Raw genomic sequence first — 15,257 nt, 5'->3', positions numbered from 1 at the left:
GGCCTGGGCATGCTGATGCTGCTGCTCGGGGTAACGGCACTCTGGCTGCGCTACAAAAAACGCGTGTATTCGTCGCGCCCCTTCCTGTGGTTTGCGCTGCTGATGGGGCCAACCGGGCTGATTGCCATCCTGGCCGGGTGGATCACCACCGAAGTGGGCCGCCAGCCGTGGGTGGTCTACGGACTCCAGCGAACGAAGGATGCGGTATCTGCCCACGGTGACCTGCATATGAGCGTGAGCCTGCTGGCCTTCTTCGTCGTCTATACCTCGGTATTCGGCGTGGGTTACAGCTATATGGTGCGCCTCATCCGAAAAGGCCCGCAGCCGCATGAATCTTTCGCCACCGAGTCCGACGGACGTCCGGCGCGCCCGCTTTCTGCCGTCACAACTGAACATAAGGAGCAGCCATAATGGGTATCGATCTTTCCATTATCTGGTTTGTCATCATCGTCTTCGCCACGCTGATGTATATCGTGATGGACGGTTTTGATCTGGGGATCGGTATTCTGTTCCCGGCCACGCAGAACGCCGACGATCGCGACGTGATGGTCAACAGCGTCGCGCCGGTCTGGGACGGAAATGAAACCTGGCTGGTGCTTGGCGGTGCCGCCCTGTTCGGCGCATTCCCGCTGGCCTATGCGGTGATCGTTGATGCCCTCACCATTCCGCTAACATTAATGCTGATCGGACTTATTTTCCGCGGGGTGGCATTTGAGTTTCGCTTTAAAGCCACGCCGGCCCACCGCCCCTTCTGGGATAAGGCGTTTATTGGCGGTTCCATTCTGGCAACGTTCACCCAGGGCGTGACGGTAGGCGCCGTTATTAACGGCTTTACCGTCACCGGCCGGGCCTATACCGGCGGCCCCTTTGACTGGTTTACCGCGTTTAACCTGTTTTGCGGCGCGGGGCTGGTGGTGGCTTATGCGCTGTTAGGCTCTACCTGGCTGGTGATGAAAAGCGAAAACGCGCTGCAGGAGCAGATGCGTGAGGTGTCGAAAACGCTGTTAATCGTGCTGCTGGCGTTTATTGCGGCGATCAGCCTCTGGACGCCGCTGGCGCAACCGGCCATCGCCGCGCGCTGGTTCACGCTGCCGAATCTGTTTTACCTGCTGCCGGTCCCCGCTCTGGTGGTGATTTTTAGCCTGTACCAGTGGCGCTGCCTGAATAATCCCGCCAGCCATAGCCGTCCGTTTATCCTGACGCTGGGGCTGATATTCCTCGGCTTTAGCGGGCTTGGGATCAGCATCTGGCCGCATATTATTCCACCGTCGATCACCCTGTGGCAGGCCGCCGCCCCGACGCAAAGCCAGGGCTTTATGCTGGTGGGCGCGCTGTTGATCATTCCCGTTATTCTGGTCTACACCTTCTGGAGCTACTACGTGTTTCGCGGCAAAGTTCAGCATGGGGAGGGTTATCACTGATGCAACAACCGGTATGGAAAAGATTACTGTGGCTGGCCGTTATCTGGGGCGGCAGCGTACTGGCGCTGACTGCTGTCAGTATGCTCTTCCGCATGCTAATGACGGCAGCAGGATTTAAATCGCATTAACGTCATTCCGGGCAACCGCTGCGTTGCCCGGTACTTCTCCCCGCACTTTCAGATAAACCCCATTAACGCACGGCAGAGTATCGTTACACTGGAAAAAGATTCACGGTATTTATAGTTTGAGAAGAAAAATGAAAAAGCTCATTGCGTTAAGCGTTATTAGTTTTGTCCTTACCGGCTGCGTTAATCCGGGTAAAGCCTCCGTACAGCCGGAGCAACTTAAAAACCACCGCTTTGTGCTGGAAAACGTAAACGGTAAGGCCGTGAAGACCGCGACAACGCAACCTGAGATCGGTTTTAGCGCGCTGCCAGATATCAGCCTGGTTAATAACATCAGCGTTTCTGGCCAGATGTGTAACCGCTTCAACGGACAGGGGAAATTGTCCGAAGGCGAGCTTAAGGTTAAAACGCTCGCCATGACGCGCAAGCTCTGTACCGAGCCGCAGCTGAATGAGCTGGATCAGGCCATCGGCGACATGCTGCGCAAAGGGGCGCAGGTCGACCTGACTGAGGACCAGTTAACGCTGGCGACAGCCGATAAAACGCTGATGTTTAAGCGTGTAGAATAATCAGTAGTTACCGCAGCTTCCAACGGCAAGCGACTGTTCGCTACAGCGTTTGCCGTTTGGCAAGGCGCACATCCCAATAGCAGAACCATCAAGCTGGCGGGCGACAGACAGCGAACCGCCAATCATCGCGCAGTTGGCCTGACCTGAACTGGACATTGCCGCTTTCATTCCCGGCGCCACGTGGGCTGCCGTTGCCTGCTGGACTGGCTCACTGCTACATGCCGACAACAATAACGCGGCACACCCTACCCAAAATGCTGAACGCATGCTCTCTCCCCCATGAATAATGCGAAACCTATGCATAATAGGCATCACATCCCGTGTCGTCGAGAGCGGAAGTGCGTATTTATGCGCTTCAGAAACAATTTCTCGCAATTTTTTCGCCAAAAGTTTGATCTACTCATTGATGGCAAGAATACCAAGGACACAAAAGCGAAAATCGTAAAATCCCCCGTTTGCTAGAATACACAGATAATATTCAGGGTTTGTTGCCGTAATACAGACCCCTATTTTTTGCGCAATGTAAGGGTGTTGTCCTATGCAAACTATTGACGGTAATGGTGCAGTTGCCTCAGTCGCGTTTCGCACCAGTGAAGTTATCGCCATCTACCCGATTACGCCAAGTTCTACCATGGCCGAGCAGGCGGATGCCTGGGCGGGTAACGGGTTAAAAAACGTCTGGGGCGATGTCCCGAGAGTGGTTGAGATGCAGTCTGAAGCCGGTGCGATTGCCACGGTACACGGCGCCCTTCAGACCGGCGCGCTTTCCACGTCGTTTACCTCCTCACAGGGATTGCTGTTAATGATCCCTACGCTTTACAAACTCGCCGGTCAGCTGACGCCATTCGTTCTGCACGTTGCCGCGCGTACCGTTGCCACCCACGCGCTCTCTATCTTTGGCGACCACTCCGACGTGATGGCCGTGCGCCAGACCGGCTGCGCGATGCTGTGCGCCAGCAGCGTTCAGGAAGCCCAGGACTTTGCCTTAATTTCGCATATCGCCACGCTCAAAAGCCGCGTGCCGTTTATTCACTTCTTTGATGGTTTCCGCACCTCTCACGAAATTAATAAAATCGTCCCGCTGGCTGACGATACTATCCTGAATCTGCTACCGCAGGCGGAAATCGACGCGCATCGCGCCCGGGCTCTTAATCCTGAACACCCGGTTATTCGCGGGACATCGGCGAACCCGGATACCTATTTCCAGTCCCGCGAGGCCACGAACCCCTGGTACAACGCGGTTTACGACCATGTTGAACAGGCAATGAATGACTTTGCCGCCGCAACCGGCCGGGAGTACAAACCGTTTGAGTACTACGGACATCCGCAGGCGGAACGGGTGATTGTGCTGATGGGGTCAGCCATTGGGACCTGTGAAGAGGTGGTTGACGAGCTGCTGACGCGCGGCGAAAAAGTTGGCGTGCTTAAGGTGCGTCTCTATCGTCCGTTCTCGGCTAAACATCTGCTTTCGGCTCTCCCTGAAAGCGCCCGCGCTGTGGCGGTGCTCGACCGTACCAAAGAGCCGGGCGCGCAGGCGGAACCCCTCTATCTGGACGTAATGACCGCCCTGGCAGAAGCCTTTAATCAGGGCGAACGTGAAACGCTGCCGCGCGTTATAGGGGGGCGCTATGGTTTGTCCTCCAAAGAGTTTGGGCCGGACTGCGTGCTGGCGGTATTCAACGAGTTAAGCGAAGCGAAACCCAAGCCGCGCTTTACCGTCGGCATTTATGATGATGTGACCAACCTGTCCCTGTCGCTGCCGGAAAATACCCTGCCCTCGACCGCCAAACTTGAGGCGCTGTTCTATGGTCTGGGCAGCGACGGCAGCGTCTCCGCGACCAAAAACAACATCAAAATTATCGGCAACTCAACGCCATGGTACGCTCAGGGGTACTTCGTTTACGACTCCAAAAAAGCAGGCGGCCTGACCGTTTCCCACCTGCGCGTGAGCGAGCAGCCCATCCGCTCCGCGTATCTTATTTCTCAGGCTGATTTTGTTGGCTGCCACCAGCTGCAGTTTATCGATAAATACCAGATGGCCGAGCGCCTGAAGCCCGGCGGTATTTTCCTCCTCAATACGCCGTACAGCGCAGACGAAGTCTGGGGGCGCCTGCCGCAGGAAGTTCAGGCGGTGCTGAACCAGAAAAAAGCCCGTTTCTACGTGGTCAACGCCGCAAAAATTGCCCGCGAATGTGGCCTGGCTGCGCGTATTAATACCGTTATGCAGATGGCCTTCTTCCATCTGACCAACATCCTGCCGGGCGACAGCGCGCTGGCGGAACTGCAGGGCGCGATTGCCAAAAGCTACAGCAGCAAGGGCCAGGAGCTGGTCGAACGCAACTGGCAGGCGCTGGCGCTGGCGCGCGAATCGTTGTTTGAGGTTCCGCTGCAGCCGGTGAATGCGACAAGCCCGAACCGCCCTCCGGTGGTGTCCGATGCGGCGCCTGATTTCGTGAAGACCGTGACGGCGGCGATGCTGGCCGGTCTGGGCGATGCCCTGCCCGTCTCTGCGCTACCGCCGGATGGCACCTGGCCGATGGGCACCACGCGCTGGGAAAAACGCAACATTGCCGAAGCGATCCCCATCTGGAAAGAAGAGCTGTGTACCCAGTGCAACCACTGCGTTGCGGCCTGCCCGCACTCTGCCATTCGAGCCAAAGTGGTATCACCGGAAGAGATGGAAGCCGCGCCGGCCAGCCTGCATTCGCTGGATGTGAAATCTCGCGATATGCGCGGACAGAAATACGTTCTGCAGGTCGCGCCGGAAGATTGCACCGGCTGTAACCTGTGCGTCGAGGTCTGTCCGGCGAAAGACAGGCAGGATCCGGAGATCAAAGCCATCAATATGATGTCGCGTCTGGAGCACGTTGAAAAGGAGAAGGTCAATTATGACTTCTTCCTGAATCTGCCGGAAATCGATCGCAGCAAACTGGAACGTATTGATATTCGTACGTCACAGCTGATTACGCCGCTGTTTGAGTACTCTGGCGCCTGCTCCGGCTGCGGTGAAACGCCGTATATCAAGCTGCTTACCCAGCTGTACGGTGACCGGATGCTGATTGCTAACGCTACCGGCTGTTCGTCCATCTACGGGGGCAATTTGCCTTCTACGCCGTACACCACCGACGCGAATGGGCGCGGTCCGGCGTGGGCAAACTCGCTGTTCGAGGACAACGCCGAATTCGGCCTGGGCTTCCGCCTGACAGTCGACCAGCACCGCGCGCGCGTGATGCGCCTGCTGGAGCAGTTTGCCGGACAGATCCCCGCGGAGCTCAATGACGCGCTTCACGCGGACGCGACGCCAGAAGAACGTCGTGAGCAGGTTGCTGAGCTGCGCCACGCGCTGCAGGGCGTGACGGGGGCTGAACAGCTGCTGACCGACGCTGACGCCCTGGTCGAAAAATCAATCTGGCTGATTGGCGGCGACGGCTGGGCTTACGATATCGGCTTTGGCGGGCTGGATCACGTGTTGAGCCTGACCGAAAACGTCAACATCCTGGTTCTGGATACGCAGTGTTATTCCAACACCGGCGGCCAGGCGTCGAAAGCCACGCCGTTAGGCGCGGTAACGAAATTCGGCGAACACGGTAAACGCAAGGCGCGCAAAGATCTCGGCGTGAGCATGATGATGTACGGTCACGTTTACGTCGCGCAAATCTCGCTGGGTGCCCAGCTTAACCAGACGGTGAAAGCGATTCAGGAAGCGGAAGCGTATCCTGGCCCGTCGCTGATCATTGCCTACAGCCCTTGTGAAGAGCATGGCTACGATCTGGCCCTCAGCCACGACCAGATGCGTCAGCTGACAGCGACCGGCTTCTGGCCGCTGTACCGGTTCGACCCGCGTCGTGCTGACGAGGGTAAATTACCGCTGGCGCTGGATTCGCGTCCGCCTTCGGACGCACTGGCCGAGACGTTAATGCAGGAACAGCGATTCCGTCGCCTTAACGCCCAGCAGCCGGAAGTGGCTGAACAGCTCTGGAAAGATGCCGCTGCTGATCTGCAAAAACGCTATGACTTCCTGGCGCAGATGGCGGGTAAAGCCGAAAAACCGACCAGCGACTAGTTACCCTGCCCGGCTTGTCCGGGCATTTTTTTGCCATAAAAAAAGCCCGGCGTATACACACCGGGCGAATCCAGATAATCATTGAATATCTATTTAGTTTCCTTAATAGCATTCACGTTAATTATGGATGAATCATCTTACAGGCATATAACGCCGGCTAGATTAGCTTAATTAACGCCTGATTTATAATTTAAATTTAATATAGTTACTTTTAAATCATTCATCAAACCAATGACCATTTCCGCCGTTTTATTCGGTTTAGATTTTACTTAGTTCGTAACAATTATATTTTATTACTCTTACACGGGAGTGATTTAGCATGAGACAACTTTCTCATTTTGAAAGTTCAACAGGTAATTAAATAAAAACAACTGCAAAGGAATATCACAATGCAAAGAAAAGTACTGGCTCTGATGATTCCGGCTCTGTTAATGGCTGGTTCTGCACATGCAGCAGAAATTTATAATAAAGACGGTAACAAATTAGATCTGTATGGAAAAGTAGATGGTCTGCACTACTTTTCCGATAACAAAGGTGCTGACGGCGATCAAACCTATATGCGTCTGGGTTTCAAAGGTGAAACCCAGATCAACAACACGATGACCGGCTATGCGCAGTGGGAATACAACATTCAGGCTAATAACACGGAAGGGTCTGATAATCAGTCCTGGACCCGTCTGGCCTTCGCCGGTGTAAAAGTGGGTGACTACGGCTCCTTCGATTACGGTCGTAACTACGGTGTCCTGTACGACGTGGAAGGCTGGACCGATATGCTGCCTGAGTTCGGTGGCGACTCCTACACCAAAGCCGACAACTTCATGACCGGCCGCGCCAACGGTGTGGCAACCTACCGTAACACCGACTTCTATGGTCTGGTGCAGGGCCTGAACTTTGCGCTGCAGTACCAGGGCAAAAATGAAGACGCCAGCAACAACCAGGAAGGCACCAACAACGGTCGCGACACGCGTCACGAGAATGGTGACGGCTTCGGTATTTCTACCACCTATGACTTCGGCATGGGGATTACTGCAGGGGCCGCGTATACCTCTTCTGACCGCACCAACGAGCAGGTCATGAATACCACAGCAGGTGGAGACAAGGCGGATGCCTGGACGGCGGGCCTGAAGTATGACGCCAATAACATCTATCTGGCGGCAATGTATTCTGAAACCCGCAATATGACACCGTATGGTGATAATACCGACGCCGTGGCGAACAAAACCCAGAACTTCGAAGTGACCGCGCAGTACCAGTTCGACTTCGGCCTGCGTCCGTCCGTTTCCTACCTGCAGTCGAAAGGTAAGGACCTGGGCAACGGCCAGGGCGACCAGGATCTGGTTAAATACGCTGACGTAGGGGTCACCTATTACTTCAACAAAAACATGTCCACCTACGTTGATTACAAAATCAACCTGCTGGATGAAGATGACAGCTTCTACAAAGACAACGGCATCAGCACTGATGATGTTGTAGCGTTAGGCCTGGTTTACCAGTTCTGATGGTCAGAGCCCGCATAATCATGCGGGCTCGCTTGTTTTTTGAAGTTCGTCACAATAGACAGCTTAAGAAAGGGGTTGGTTGAGGGAAAGTTGAAAGTAAGCTGGTTAAACTGCGGTGATAGCCCTTTTATCACTAAGGATAACAACGTTGTTTGGTCGTGTATCCCTTGCCGTACTTACCCTTTTAGCATTGCTGTGGATGGCGTTAATTTTTGATTTTGGTGATATCGTCGGGCATCTCGGCGCGCTGTTAAACCATCTGGATGGCAGTTAACAGGGTTGCCTGGGAAATAAAAAGCCACCAGCAGTGCCGGTGGCGGGTAAACGCGTATGTCGCGTTATTTTTTCACAGGTTGAGGCTTTTTATCACCTGATTCAGGGGCCTCTCGCGGATCGTCTTTTTCAACACAGAGCATAGTTTCTCCTGTTTCAGTTACCCACTGCCTACTATAGCCGGAGGAGTAAAAGAGTGGCCAGGCGGCAATCATGCCTGCTCTTCACCTTTCTCGCGAAAAGAAAGATATCCAAATACCCCACTTTCCCCATCCATGGGATGGTTAACGCCGTCCATCACCTTCACCTCTGGAAAATCAAAAGGAGAAACGTTTTCAAAACAGGCGACATTAACGCCATATTCGTTTGGGTTAGAACGTCGCTGATGGAACGTGTAAATCCCGCACACCGAGCAGAAGAAATGCCGTGCCGTTCCCGTGTTAAAGCGGTACTCGGTGAGCTTATCTTCACCTTTGGTCACCTTAATGCCTGACAACGGCGCAGAAACGACGACCGCGCCCCGCATACGACAAAAGGAACAGCTGCAGCGCCGGGCGGTGTTCAGCCCATCGGTAAGTTCAACGGTGAACGCCACAGCGCCGCAATGGCACTTCGCATTTCGTCTTTCAGACATGGGCTATACCCCTTTTCTCACCAGCTCGGCAGCCTTAACGAAAACCTCATCTTCTACGCCATCGCCTTTTTGCCTGCCGAGCCTGACCAGTTCATCGACAATGCTGTTGCGATGGATCGGTTTCTGCGCTGAAACCAGCCCAATAACGGCGGCCCCAATCGCCAGCCCCACTAATCCGGTTTGTTCATCTTTGTTTTTCATATTCATGCTCCTGGTACAACAAACAAGCGTAGCAGGAATACGGTAAAACGAAATGCCGGACAGATGCTCTGTGAATGTTATTTAAACAGTTCAGAGAGGTACGACTTCCAGAATCGACAGATACGAACGGGTGTCTATTATTTTGTTCAGCTTCAGATTGCTCTGTTCAAACAAGGCCTGATACTCAGACTCTGTTCGTGCTCGTCCTCCATCAAAGCTTGTTAACAGAAGAAGGTCAATTTCAAATCGTCCCTGTTCATTATTTTCTTTTTTAATAAGCGGTTCAAAAATTAATAAGCGGGAGTTATCTTTCATTGCATTTCTGCAGCACTGAAGTATCTGTACCGCCTTCTCATCAGGCCAGTCCATGAGGATATACTTAAGCAGATAAATGTCCGCTGCAGGACAGGCTTCAAAAAAGCTCCCATTAACGGTTTCCCATCGACGATTATCATTTAACAGGTGCAGTCGATTTCGCTCAAGCACATCTTTTTGATCAAAAAGGATCCCCGACAGGGTCGGATTTCGACGTAAAACAGCCAGCAATAAGTTACCCAGCCCGCCGGCGATATCGGCAACCACGGCGTTTTGCGGGAACGAATAGCTATCTGCGATGACTTCATTTTCTACGGATGACATAGAGGCCATACCCGCATGAAAAACGTTGCTGTCAGTCATCGTGTCGTCATGCTGCCAGTATTCGTAAAAAGGCTTGCCAAACAAATCATTAAAAACAGGTTTGCCGTGCAATATCTCATCCATTTTAGCCGCTGGCTGCCAGAATGTTGGGTCTGTCAGCATGAGCACCGCCGCACGCAAGGAAAATTCATGCTCAGAACAGAGGAATTGCGCTGAATGGCTAAGACTGTATTCAGCTTCAGATAATTCGTTGAAAACTCCACGAGAGGACAATAAGCGCATGATTCGATGAAGATAGTTAGCGTCTACATTCAACTCCTTCGCCAGTTGCTTGACGGATTTTTTTCCTTCAACCAGACGATCTGCGACGCCTAATACCGCGACGGCTCGAAGTGCTGCCTGCCAGACAAAACCCATGCTTTGCTCTAACAGACACATTCCTTCTTTACGGCTTAGTAAATCCAGACTATTACGTTGCGACATTTTCTGCTCCTTACCAGTAAAGATGTGTTGAACAACTAAAACGCCGCTAGCAAGCGTAAGTCTGGTAATGAGCTTTATCCATAACGTCAGAAAGGATTATTTATGCGGTTTTGTACCGTTTAGCATACAGTCCGTTTAAATACGTAAAAAACCAAGGCCACTTACCTTTAATATTTAATAGTAATGCATTACAACTATTAACTTAAAAATGATTGCGTTACATCCTAAAAAATGCCTGTCGTAATACAGGCATTTCATAGTTAGAATCTCGGCGCCAGTCCATATTTTGGCGTTTTGATATTTGCCGCCCAAATTTTGATATCGTTTTGCAGAAGAATAGTGAAATCAGATCTCAGGTGCATCACCATGCCATTGACGCTTTCCGCGTCCACCACTGAAAAATGTTCAATTCTGTTTTTCCCTATCTGGACACAATTATATTTTGCGGGCAGCACTTTACCGTTCACATTAAGCGGCAGATTATTCTCACCACAGCGGCCTTCAGTAATATAAGATACCAGTAAATTAGCGGATTTTCTCCCAGGCTGGGAGACGCTCACCATGACAGGGAAACCTTCCGATGTCTGTGTCATATCATAAAGGACCGCATTTTTTATATACCAGGTATTATATTCCCGCTCCTGAAAAGCAGACCAGGAAGGCGCAGAAAAGAGCACCAGCACTGCCAGGATAAGAGATTCTATTTTCATGGGATGTTGTCGTCCGTGTTGTTGCACGTATTATTCAGATTGTGCAAAAAACAGCAACCACTTAAGAATAGTCCTACTACTATTGGCAGTGATGAAGGAATGAATTAAAGATATGCCTTACCGTCAACGGTCCCTGCCAACGCTCATAAAAGAGAATAAGAAGAAAAATGATAAACGGCCGCCATCATGGCGATGCTGACGACGACGCTGATGAAAAAGTAGCTTTTGAAGGGCTGCTTTTGGGTTTTATGGCGAAAGAGCTGTTGACCGACAATGGCGCCAGGCCAGCCACCTGTCACGCCAAATACCAGCATTGTCGCTTCCGGAACCCTGCGCATCCCCTTCCGCGCCGCCATTTTATCGGCGCCATACATGACCAACGTCATCACGTTGATCGCCAGAAACCACATGAACAGAGGATGGGTGGTAAGAAGGCTGCCGATCGCAGCGAAAATCAGGAGTAAATAACAAAAGCGATTAAGGGTCATAGCACCAGTCACGGGGTGTTTACAGTTTGGATAACCCATTATACGCTAGCTGACGAAAATCTCAGAGTGAGACGGCTATTCTAAAAGCAAACTGCGCCCCGGGCCTTTACTGGTTAACATTTAAACAGCGGTAATAAGTAAGCATTATTTCATTTTGCTTTAGCAGCCAGCATTTTTTTCTTAAAAAATTAACCTGAAACATCTTACGTCGAAAACACAGCGTAAGCGCATTGTTTTAACAAAACAACAAGTATTGCATCCATTAATCTAAAGAGGGGTGCGACAATATTGATTAGAATCAAATTAAACGTTAGGCAGCTAATATTCAAGTTCGCCCATCCGCTTCATATTTTCAAAAACAATGTTGAAAACAATTAATTTGACCATTCGGTCAATGCATAACAAAATATTGCCGTGGTTAAAGCAATAATGGTCTGCATTTTTTGGGGGATGATGTCCCCCCTTTTTATTTTCTCAGAAACAACTAAACAAACATTATTCCACCCTGATCTTAACTTTTGGCTTCGACAAGAGAACTTTGACCAGTTCCTTGAAAGGAAGAGGTTTGTAAAAGAAATACCCCTGTAAAAACCGGATATGATTGCGTGTGAGGTAATCGAGCTGCTCTTCTGTTTCAACGCCTTCCGCCACGATGCTAATTGAGAGTTTTTTGGCCAACTCCAGTACCGAATCAAGGATTAGCGTTGAGTCCTCATTCGCGTTAACCCTGGCAACAAAGCTCTGGTCGATTTTAATGTAATCAATATGCAGATCCTGCAGATAGGACAGGCCGGAATAACCCGTACCAAAGTCATCCAGCGCAATGGCAAATCCATTGTTATGTAACTCATTCAATGTATTAACGAGATGTGCATCAATGTCGAGTGGTTCACGCTCCGTCACTTCAACGACAAGGTTAAGATCCTGTTGAGTAAAGCTGCGCTTGTAGTGGAGACACTCTTCAACAAAGGTGGACGCAACGATATGAGAAGCGCTGAAGTTAATCCCTACGTGAAACCCTTCAGGCAGCAATGTCGCAATAGCATTCATGTGTATTGCAACCTGCCTCATTAAGCTCTGAGTCAAAGGAATAATTAAACCGGACTTCTCAGCAAGAGGAATGAAGGACGCGGGAGAAATAAAACCTGATTGAGGATGCTTCCATCTGGCCAGCACTTCCACACCCCGTAAGGTTCCCTCTTTGCCGCTCACAACGGGTTGGTAATACGGAATAATTTCATTTCTGTAAATGGCGATGCGCAGTGACTCTTCGGGTGAGACATCCTTAGAAATATAGCGTTGAAGAATATAAGCAGAGAGAGACGATATTATCAGCAGGAATAGCACCACGCCTCCGGCTCGATTGAATAATCTCTTAAGGCTAAAAAGAGGTGGAGAGTTAAATTGTACCGAGAAAGGATAACCAGAGGCTTTTACCCTTAATAGCTGTTTCTTCGTAGGGTCTGCCGTCGTAACATCGCCTGTCAGGCCTAAAAGGTTATTGCCTACTCTCAGGGAATATTCAACGCCATTTAATGGCATATCCAGCGCATCACGGATATGGCTATCGCTGATGCTAACGATGATTCGGCTTCCGGCGTGAATTGTCTGGTATAAGAGAACCGGAAGACCGTTGACGGTACTGGCCGAAGGGACGAGGAGCAGTGATGACTCAGGCAGGATTGAGCTGTTGACCAACAATACGCGGTTTCCCGGTAACGAGGAGCACCAGACCGCATCATTTTTCAGAATAACGATCGTTCTCAGGTGAGGCTGTAATGCCGCCTCGGTGCCCAGCCGATATTGCCCTTCAGCATCACACTCATTCTCGGCAAGTTGCATTGCCATCTCAGTCGCATGACGAGCTTCTTTAAGAATAACATTCATGTTCCGCACGACGTAGTGCGCCTCTGCCAGGCTATCAGCCCGTGCAGAATACCAGACCTGTAAATTGATGATAAAAACGCCGAGCAAGAACATTGTTGTGGCTGCAGCTACGGGGATAGATGCATGGCGCATTTAGGCTTCTCGATTTAAGTGAAGTAGCCGCTTCAACGATGGTGAAGTGATTGAATTGTCATTGTCTTAAGCATGGTCGATAACGTAATAATTACCATGCCAGGTGTCAGAAATGTTCTTGCCAGCCTGATTGAGGGGAAACAAAAGGCCGCCGAACGGCAGCCCTGGTGGATAAATGTCTATTAATATCGCTTTATTGTATTGATCGGGGTTCTTTCTGACCAGTCTGGCCTTTCGCCGGCCATGATTGCACGCTGTTGCGTTGGCGTCACAGACTGGGTTATTTCAGGCATTGACTTGTATTCGGGTTGTTTAGGTGGACTGAGAACCAGATCGGAGCTACAGCCTGACAGCAGGAAAATAGCCAGTAGAGATGAGCTAAGCTTGAACACGTTAAACCCTTCCAATGGGATAAAATTTTAAGAAAAAGCGTGGTGCTGAACATACATAGCCTAATCCAAATATATTCACAAGGTCAATGCGCACACCCCTTTTTCCTGCCCCGGACTCGCAGAGGCGAACATCAAGCCGACGACTTTTTATCGAAAATTGACAGCAGATTCAACGTGACCGGAAATGCGCCGCGAAAGCCATCCGGATGGCTAAAATAACGTTTGCTTATTAACTCAGTCCGTGCCTTAATGATTTAGTTGGTTCGATGTAATATCGAATACAATATTTTACCACGCAGTCCTCATAACCAGGCGCTATCGCTGATATCCCCTCCTTTTGAGTCCATACGTTTTAGTCATTTCTTATCATTTAAAGTGTCTTTAAAGGAGTATTTATGCCTTCACGAATTCAAGGTCTGGTTAAGTGGTTTAATGAAGATAAAGGCTTTGGCTTTATCTCCCCCCTTGATGGCAGTAAAGATGTTCTTGTTCGTTTCTCTGCCCTGCAGGGAGAAAGGTTTAATACACTATTTGAAGGTCAGAAAGTCGAATTTGCGATTCTAAGCGGCGATAAAGGCCCTTCTGCTGCAAATGTAATTCTTTTAGATAGATAAGTTTATCAATGGCCCGTGATTACCAACAAGGTTTCCTGAGTAAACGGGCCCTGGATTATATGACTGTTATTGATAGCAACAGTCAGCATATTTTCTTAACGAGTACGCTAACCAATGTGATGAAGTGCAGAACTGCTGCATGAATGGTCTAAAACTCAAAGTTAACTCATTTTGTCAACAACTTTGGTTTAGAATCGTTGGGTAGATTTAAACAAAACGTGGCAGTACGGGCAGACAAGTTGAGCGCCCTTTTGCACGCGATTAAAACTATGCTCTGAATCTTTAGAGCAATTTGGGCATGAACATTTGACTAAATGATTTCGATGGGATTGTGTTTTTTTACGTCCAGACATAGGCATCTCCTAATTTTACGGAGTGCCACCATACACTTTAAAGCTAAGCAATGCTTGCTTTAGTTTTGGAAAGATCTCAAAAACACAGGGTGATTTATGAAGAATGTAATCGTTTTTTTCAATGGGAGACCAGGTAAAGTTGTCACAGTGCAACAAGCAACTAAGTCCGTAAGACAAGAATATCCGGACGGTGAAGAAATACACCTTCAGATTATGTCTGCCGGTTTCCCGTCTTTAACCGGCGATCGTAGCTTTGTCTACGTTGCCTCTGATAGAGAACTCACTTCTCAGAAGATACTTGATGCCGCAAAAATCCATTTGTAATCAGCATTTCCGGCTAGTTCTCTGTACTTCACAAAAGGAAAGATAAAACCTCAGTAAAATCACCAGTATTTTCAGTGAGCGTTTTTAGGCTTTATCTATTGAATTAAAAAAACAAAAATGCCTTACTATTAAAGCCTGCTAAATGCAGGCGTTTTTTTATAAAACCTGCAAATATAACCCTCTCATCTTTATTTAAACAACACTGACTAAAACTCGACACTTCTTTTCATTAAAATTTTGCTTTTTGCTGGAACTAATGCAAAAGAAATGAGTCAAATGAAGACCCTTACCAGAAAAGATTATTTTATGACATCTTATATTGTAGTAACCACTGTTGCCGTTGTGATGGGGTTGATAACGTTGAGTCTGATTAAAGTTTGGATTAGCACATCGAACAATCCGGTGATGCTGCCAACTTACTGATTTAGTGTATGATGGTGTTTTTGAGGT

Annotated in this window: 19 protein-coding genes; 10 read left to right on the top strand and 9 right to left on the bottom strand. The window is 49.7% G+C overall.

Going from position 1 to position 15,257, the window contains the following annotated elements; all coding sequences use genetic code 11:
• From ADJ24_RS13460 to hslJ, 4 genes are all read left to right on the top strand, one after another.
• The coding region (locus ADJ24_RS13460) for a cytochrome ubiquinol oxidase subunit I (RefSeq protein ID WP_161800468.1) at window positions 1-411 on the top strand (411 nt) is incomplete at its 5' end.
• Window positions 411-1,421 (top strand): cytochrome d ubiquinol oxidase subunit II, encoded by a 1,011-nt coding sequence (cydB, locus tag ADJ24_RS13455; protein WP_023312000.1) that lies wholly within the window; start codon window positions 411-413, stop codon window positions 1,419-1,421. The genes ADJ24_RS13460 and cydB, both read left to right, overlap by 1 nt.
• The gene (locus ADJ24_RS23575; protein WP_023312001.1) at window positions 1,421-1,549 is read left to right on the top strand and encodes a DUF2474 domain-containing protein; all 129 of its coding nucleotides are present in this window, start codon (window positions 1,421-1,423) and stop codon (window positions 1,547-1,549) included. The genes cydB and ADJ24_RS23575 overlap by 1 nt, the downstream gene beginning before the upstream one ends.
• Window positions 1,550-1,677: 128 nt before the next feature.
• Complete coding sequence (hslJ, locus tag ADJ24_RS13450; RefSeq protein ID WP_023312002.1) at window positions 1,678-2,115, top strand: heat shock protein HslJ; 438 nt, start codon at window positions 1,678-1,680, stop codon at window positions 2,113-2,115.
• On the opposite strand, the gene ADJ24_RS13445 is transcribed toward hslJ, so the two are convergent.
• On the bottom strand, window positions 2,116-2,382 hold the full coding sequence (locus tag ADJ24_RS13445) for a DUF333 domain-containing protein (protein WP_023312003.1): 267 nt from the start codon (window positions 2,380-2,382) through the stop codon (window positions 2,116-2,118).
• Window positions 2,383-2,653: 271 nt separating this feature from the next.
• On the opposite strand from ADJ24_RS13445, the gene nifJ reads away from it, so the two are divergent.
• The 3 genes from nifJ (at window position 2,654) to ADJ24_RS25690 (ending at window position 7,951) form a co-directional block, all read left to right on the top strand.
• Window positions 2,654-6,178 carry a pyruvate:ferredoxin (flavodoxin) oxidoreductase gene (nifJ, locus tag ADJ24_RS13440; RefSeq protein ID WP_023312004.1) on the top strand — a complete coding sequence of 1,175 codons (3,525 nt, stop codon included), beginning with the start codon at window positions 2,654-2,656 and terminating at the stop codon, window positions 6,176-6,178.
• A 389-nt stretch (window positions 6,179-6,567) separates the two neighbouring features.
• Window positions 6,568-7,677 (top strand): porin OmpC, encoded by a 1,110-nt coding sequence (gene ompC, locus ADJ24_RS13435; protein WP_023312005.1) that lies wholly within the window; start codon window positions 6,568-6,570, stop codon window positions 7,675-7,677.
• A gap of 148 nt (window positions 7,678-7,825) precedes the next feature.
• Window positions 7,826-7,951 (top strand): hypothetical protein, encoded by a 126-nt coding sequence (locus ADJ24_RS25690; RefSeq protein WP_255319991.1) that lies wholly within the window; start codon window positions 7,826-7,828, stop codon window positions 7,949-7,951.
• Between the two features lie 64 nt (window positions 7,952-8,015).
• Here the strand turns inward: ADJ24_RS25690 and ADJ24_RS25570 are convergent, their stop codons facing one another.
• From ADJ24_RS25570 to ADJ24_RS13405, 7 genes are all read right to left on the bottom strand, one after another.
• Window positions 8,016-8,093: a hypothetical protein gene (locus ADJ24_RS25570; protein ID WP_223239581.1), complete on the bottom strand. Its 78-nt coding sequence runs from the start codon at window positions 8,091-8,093 to the stop codon at window positions 8,016-8,018.
• A 68-nt stretch (window positions 8,094-8,161) separates the two neighbouring features.
• A complete protein-coding gene (locus ADJ24_RS13430; protein WP_023312006.1) occupies window positions 8,162-8,584 on the bottom strand; it encodes a GFA family protein in 423 nt (140 codons plus the stop codon).
• A 3-nt stretch (window positions 8,585-8,587) separates the two neighbouring features.
• Complete coding sequence (locus ADJ24_RS13425) at window positions 8,588-8,785, bottom strand: hypothetical protein (RefSeq protein ID WP_023312007.1); 198 nt, start codon at window positions 8,783-8,785, stop codon at window positions 8,588-8,590.
• Between the two features lie 90 nt (window positions 8,786-8,875).
• On the bottom strand, window positions 8,876-9,907 hold the full coding sequence (locus ADJ24_RS13420) for a methyltransferase (RefSeq protein ID WP_023312008.1): 1,032 nt from the start codon (window positions 9,905-9,907) through the stop codon (window positions 8,876-8,878).
• Between the two features lie 260 nt (window positions 9,908-10,167).
• On the bottom strand, window positions 10,168-10,617 hold the full coding sequence (locus tag ADJ24_RS13415) for a hypothetical protein (RefSeq protein ID WP_023312009.1): 450 nt from the start codon (window positions 10,615-10,617) through the stop codon (window positions 10,168-10,170).
• A gap of 143 nt (window positions 10,618-10,760) precedes the next feature.
• Window positions 10,761-11,105 (bottom strand): DUF1294 domain-containing protein, encoded by a 345-nt coding sequence (locus tag ADJ24_RS13410; protein ID WP_023312010.1) that lies wholly within the window; start codon window positions 11,103-11,105, stop codon window positions 10,761-10,763.
• A 495-nt stretch (window positions 11,106-11,600) separates the two neighbouring features.
• Window positions 11,601-13,124, bottom strand: coding sequence for an EAL domain-containing protein (locus ADJ24_RS13405; RefSeq protein ID WP_023312011.1), 1,524 nt, complete (start codon window positions 13,122-13,124; stop codon window positions 11,601-11,603).
• A gap of 787 nt (window positions 13,125-13,911) precedes the next feature.
• Here ADJ24_RS13405 and ADJ24_RS13400 point away from each other — a divergent pair.
• Window positions 13,912-14,130 (top strand): cold shock domain-containing protein, encoded by a 219-nt coding sequence (locus tag ADJ24_RS13400; protein ID WP_023312012.1) that lies wholly within the window; start codon window positions 13,912-13,914, stop codon window positions 14,128-14,130.
• Between the two features lie 188 nt (window positions 14,131-14,318).
• Here the strand turns inward: ADJ24_RS13400 and ADJ24_RS25565 are convergent, their stop codons facing one another.
• Complete coding sequence (locus ADJ24_RS25565) at window positions 14,319-14,483, bottom strand: YnfU family zinc-binding protein (RefSeq protein WP_213751263.1); 165 nt, start codon at window positions 14,481-14,483, stop codon at window positions 14,319-14,321.
• Window positions 14,484-14,579: 96 nt separating this feature from the next.
• Here ADJ24_RS25565 and ADJ24_RS13395 point away from each other — a divergent pair, with 96 nt between their 5' ends.
• Window positions 14,580-14,807: a hypothetical protein gene (locus ADJ24_RS13395; RefSeq protein WP_023312013.1), complete on the top strand. Its 228-nt coding sequence runs from the start codon at window positions 14,580-14,582 to the stop codon at window positions 14,805-14,807.
• A gap of 267 nt (window positions 14,808-15,074) precedes the next feature.
• The gene (locus ADJ24_RS25835) at window positions 15,075-15,230 is read left to right on the top strand and encodes a YnaM/YnfT family protein (protein ID WP_414629615.1); all 156 of its coding nucleotides are present in this window, start codon (window positions 15,075-15,077) and stop codon (window positions 15,228-15,230) included.
• Window positions 15,231-15,257: the final 27 nt, after the last annotated feature.

Origin of the sequence: Enterobacter sp. 940_PEND (assembly GCF_001059415.1) — a bacterium.
In the GTDB taxonomy this organism is placed as follows: domain Bacteria; phylum Pseudomonadota; class Gammaproteobacteria; order Enterobacterales; family Enterobacteriaceae; genus Enterobacter; species Enterobacter cloacae_M.
Note: the sequence above shows the minus strand (reverse complement) of the source record. Positions and strands in the feature narration are given on the sequence as shown.